The sequence below is a fragment of the Nguyenibacter vanlangensis genome (assembly GCF_013376155.1).
GTDB classification, from domain to species: domain Bacteria; phylum Pseudomonadota; class Alphaproteobacteria; order Acetobacterales; family Acetobacteraceae; genus Gluconacetobacter; species Gluconacetobacter vanlangensis.
On the sequence record NZ_JABXXP010000222.1, the window covers coordinates 1 to 4501 of the forward strand.

Sequence of the window (4501 nt, forward strand, 5' to 3'; positions counted from 1 at the left end):
CCCTGCCCCGGTCCTGGCCGCCAGCCGCACGCCGGCCGGCGGCCGGCGTGCGGCCCTTGTCCGGAACATGCTGGTGGTGCTGCAATTCAGTTTCGCGATCGTCCTGGCGATCTGCACCCTTGTCATGACCAGCCAGGCCGCCTTCGTGCGCGATGCCCAGCGCGGCCTGCGCCAGGAGGGCGTCATCGTCATTCCAGCCCTGGACGACGACAGCCTGCGCCAGCGGCAGGCCAACATCGTCGACCGGCTGCGCCAGGTGCCCGGCGTGGTCTCGGCCACGCGGTCGGACATGTTTCCGCACCATCTGTCCGATTCCGACAATTGGTACCGCGATGGATCGGCCAGCCGCTTTTCGGCGAACTGGGGGTATGCCACGCCCGATTATTTCGCGACCTATCATATGCGCCTGCTGGCCGGCCGTCTGTTCGACGCGGCCCATGGCGACGATTACCCGGACACGGGCAAGAGCGGCGATGCGATCCGCAATATCGTCATCAGCCGCCTGGCCGCGCATGATTTCGGCTTCGCCACGCCGGATCAGGCCATCGGCCGGCTGGTGCGCGAGGAAGGGATGGACCATCCGTACCGGGTCATCGGCGTGATCGACGACGTACGCTTCAAAGACATGCACAGCCCGGTCGCGGCGCTGATCTTCATTGGTACGCGCCGGCCGATCGATTATGTGGCGGCCAGCATCCGCTATGCCGGCATGCCCCAGCCCGTCGCGATGCGGCGGCTGCGCGCCGCCTGGCGGGCGATCGCGCCCGATGTCCCGTTCGACGGCACCGGCGTCCCGGATATTTTCGCCGCCGATTACCGGGCGGACCTGAATCACGGCAGGCTGTTCGCGATCGGCGCCGCCATTGCGATCCTGATCGCCTGTCTGGGACTTTACGGATTGTCGGCGTTCACCCTGTCGCGCCGGAGGCATGAAATCGCCATCCGCAAGGTCATGGGCGCCCGCGCGCGCGACATCCTGCTGCTGCTGAGCGGGCAATTCATCCGGCCGGTCCTGCTGGCCAACCTGATCGCATGGCCCATCGCCTGGGTGCTGATGCGCGTCTGGCTGGCCGGGTTCGATCAGCGGATCGCGCTGGCGCCCGGATTCTTCATAGCCGTCGGCCTGGCCGCCGCGGCAATGGCCCTCATCACCGTGATCGGCCAAACCTTGCGCGTGGCCGGCGCCGAGCCCGCGCGGGCCCTTCGGCAGAATTAGAGCATCTTTATCCCTCTCGCGCACGTCTTTCGCGCGATCTGTCGCGATGCGTCGCCCGTTCGATCCGACGGGACGGGAATACGCCGTTCGCACAGGCATCAATCGGCAGCGGCCGCATCAGGCGCGGATGATACCGCGCCTTGCCGCCCGTGCGCCGGCAGTCACGATTTCAGATCCGGCGGCAGACGATACGGCTGCGATCGGTCGAACGGGATGAAGCTGCCCTTCCATCGTGATTGGCGAACATTATCGTGCAAGCCTTACTCCCGCGATAATCATTTTAATGGACATTTCACAGGAATATTCATACTATCGAAACAATCGTTTGGGTAAGGCGGATGAGATGAAATCCCTATCGGCACGATCACTGATCTTCCTGTTCGCGATAGCCTACGTGCTCTCGTTCGTGGACCGGCAAATCCTTTCCTTGCTCATCGCGCCGGTAAAACATGACCTTTTTCTCACGGATTTTCAATTCTCCATATTGAACGGCCTCGCCTTCGCCTCTCTCTACGCCATACTCGGTCTGCCGATCTCGGCCCTGAGCGATCGCATCAGGCGGCCGCCGATCATCGCGGCTGGGATCGCCGTCTGGAGCCTCGCCACATTGGGCTGCGGCCTGTCCCACAATTTCCGGCAATTGTTTTTCTGCCGCATGGTCGTCGGCACCGGCGAGGCGGCACTCGTGCCCGCCGTCTATTCGTTTCTTGCCGACATCGTTCCGCCGCGGCGGCTGGGGCGCACCCTCGCGCTCTTTTCCCTGGGATCCTTCGTCGGCGCTGGACTGGCCTATCTTTGCGGCGGAGCCCTGCTGTCGGCGATCCACGGTGCGCAAAGCTGGCACGGCATCCGCTCCTGGAAGCTCTGCTTCATCGCCGTCGGGCTGCCCGGCATTCCCCTGGCAACCGTCATCGCGATTTTCGTCAAGGAGCCCGGTCCGCGCGCGCCCTTCGCGCATTTCAAGCCCGGCCCGAGCGCGACCACGTTCTTCCGGCAATATCCGGCCTTCTTTTTCACCCATTTCCTTGGATATTCGAGCACGGCCGTCACGCTCTTCTCACTGATGAGTTGGACCCCGGCCTTCTTCATGCGGGCCTATCATATGCCGCATGCGCTGGTCGGAGAGATGATGGGCGTCATCGTCATCGTTTGCGGATGTGGCGGAGCCTATACGAGCGGCCGCTTGATTGACGCGCTCAATACCCGCCATATCGACAACGCTCCGGTCAAGGCGGGGCTTGTCGGTTCTCTCTGCGCGGCCGCGACGCTGATTCTCGCGATGTCGGTTGCGAACGAAATGCTTTGCGTCGCGCTGATGAGCGTCACGTTCTTCTTCGCTTCCTTTCCCATGCCGCCTTCCGCCATCGTGTTGCAACAGATCGTGCCGAAGATGCTGAGGTCGCAGTTTTCGGCCGTTCTGCTGCTGTGCAACTCGCTCATCGGGCTCTCGGGCGGTTCGATGCTGATCGGCTATCTCGACGACCGTGTCTTCACTGGCACCGGCGGCGTCGCATACGCGCTCGCGCTGGTCGCAGGGGGTGCGAGCGTGCTCGCGGCGCTGCTGATCTATCTGTCGGGGCGTCTGAACCCGGCTATCGAGAGCGCCGCGGCACGTCCCGGATATGGGGACGCCGCCGCGGCCCTTGGCGAAAACCCCTGATAGCGACGGCCGGATCAGGGCAGGAATGTTTCCTGGAGATGCTTCCATAAAAGCGTCTTTCCGTCGGAACCTGTCACGAACAGCACGCTCGACCAGCGCGCGTTGCGTGTGTCGCCTTGACTCTGCACCTCCCGATAGAGAGCCAGGACGCCGCCATCGAACCTATGGCACACCTGCACGTCATGGATCTCCATCACCAGTCCCGGCCGAGCCCCCCGGAATGTCGGGAGCGCCTTGGCGAAGCCGTCCAGGCGTATGACGCGCCCGGCGGCGCCAATCATCGTATAGCCAGGATCGAAGCGCGCCAGGATCGGGCCGGAATCGTCATCGCCCTCGGCGCGGAACCAGGCTTGCAGTAAGTGATGCAGCGCGACGATTTCGTCCCGTACTGCGGTTTCGAGATGGTCCAAGATAATGCTCCTGTCGGATGAATGTGGAATTACGGGTTCATGAGGAATGACCGGGTCGGAATGCTTTCCGCCCAACCCGGACGGAGCGGCGCCACGAAGACGTTCTCCGTCCGGGTACGCGCGATCTTCCACACCCCGTCGATTTTCCGAAACAGGTTATTCAGGCGGCTCGACCGCAGCAGGGACGAGCCGTCACTGAAGATCCAGGGCTGGCAATGCACCCATTGACCGTCCGCCCGGTCGCCCTGGACGTGAATTTGCTCGGACGTCAGATAATGCACGTTCAGCAGCAATTCCGGGTCGCGTTTCTGGCCCCAGAAGGCTTCGAAATGCGCGCGGATTTCCGCTTTCCCGACGCGCCGGCCGAACTGGGTATTGTAATACTCGCCAACGCCCTCCCAGACCGCGTCCTCGGTGTACAGATCCATGATCCGTGCGATACGCTCGGCATCGGTGCGGACCCCGGCTTCGGGGCACGGAGTGTCGCACAAGAACATGTAGCGTGCCTGTATTTTCCGTATCTCCGACTCGGCCGACAGGTCCTCGACCCGCGCCGCCAGGGCCGCGATGCGTGCTTCCATGTCATCCACGGTCATCACGCGACCCCGCAAATTGCCGGACGGGGGCGCCGCGGAAGAATCTTCTCCGCCCATGCAGACCAATCGAGAAGATCCTCGTCGGCGTCAAGACGCGCCAGAAGCTGCACGCCTACGGGCAGACCGTTCTCGCCCGTCAGGCCGGGCAAGGTGACGGTCGGCAGCCGCAGCAATGTCCAGAGACGGCTGAAAATGGGGTTGCCCGTTCCTGTCTCGCGCAGCGGCGCCTCGCCCGGTGCTGCCGGCGCCAGCAGCACGTCGAAGCCGTCGAACACGCCCGCGATCCGTTCGCGCAGCGTCGCCGCCTGCCGCAAGGCGTCCCGATAGGTGTCGTATGCGATCGCGCGGCCGGTTTCGATCAACTGCGTGATCTGCGGGCTCAGACGCTCTTTCCGCGCGGCATATTCCCAGGCCAGCGACTGCGCCGCCTCGTAACTCATGATGGTGACGTGCATATCCGCGGCGAGCGCGTAATCGCTCAAATCGACGTCTTCGACGTGCGCGTGCGCGCGAAAGCACTCGCCCGCCACCTCCATTGCCGCGCGCGTGCCCGGCTCGGCATGCGACCACCATGGCGTCCGGCAGACGCCGATGCGCGCGGGCGGGCGGGCGGCAAGCG

The 4501-nt window shown here is 64.0% G+C and carries 5 protein-coding genes and 1 pseudogene; 2 read left to right on the plus strand and 4 right to left on the minus strand.

Going from position 1 to position 4501, the window contains the following annotated elements:
• Positions 1-1216: FtsX-like permease family protein (locus HUK84_RS11120; RefSeq protein ID WP_176640357.1), on the plus strand; the 1216-nt coding region annotated here is incomplete at its 5' end.
• 40 nt (positions 1217-1256) lie between these two features.
• On the opposite strand, the pseudogene HUK84_RS23875 reads toward HUK84_RS11120, so the two are convergent.
• A pseudogene (locus HUK84_RS23875) lies at positions 1257-1401 on the minus strand (IS5/IS1182 family transposase); the annotation flags it as partial.
• Positions 1402-1499: 98 nt separating this feature from the next.
• Here HUK84_RS23875 and HUK84_RS11130 point away from each other — a divergent pair.
• Positions 1500-2876 carry a spinster family MFS transporter gene (locus tag HUK84_RS11130; protein ID WP_246285621.1) on the plus strand — a complete coding sequence of 459 codons (1377 nt, stop codon included), beginning with the start codon at positions 1500-1502 and terminating at the stop codon, positions 2874-2876.
• Between the two features lie 14 nt (positions 2877-2890).
• Here HUK84_RS11130 and HUK84_RS11135 read toward each other — a convergent pair whose 3' ends face one another.
• From HUK84_RS11135 to HUK84_RS11145, 3 genes are all read right to left on the minus strand, one after another.
• On the minus strand, positions 2891-3286 hold the full coding sequence (locus tag HUK84_RS11135) for a hypothetical protein (protein WP_176640358.1): 396 nt from the start codon (positions 3284-3286) through the stop codon (positions 2891-2893).
• 29 nt (positions 3287-3315) lie between these two features.
• Positions 3316-3882, minus strand: coding sequence for a nuclear transport factor 2 family protein (locus tag HUK84_RS11140; protein ID WP_176640359.1), 567 nt, complete (start codon positions 3880-3882; stop codon positions 3316-3318).
• On the minus strand, positions 3882-4501 hold a 620-nt coding region (locus HUK84_RS11145), incomplete at its 5' end, for an amidase family protein (protein ID WP_218064325.1). The genes HUK84_RS11140 and HUK84_RS11145, both read right to left, overlap by 1 nt.

What these genes read in the sequence shown, in the direction of transcription:
- HUK84_RS11140 (WP_176640359.1), bottom strand. Translation starts at nt 3,882, where the DNA reads ATGACCGTGGATGACATGGAAGCACGCATCGCGGCCCTGGCGGCGCGG.
- HUK84_RS11130 (WP_246285621.1), top strand. Translation starts at nt 1,500, where the DNA reads ATGGACATTTCACAGGAATATTCATACTATCGAAACAATCGTTTGGGT.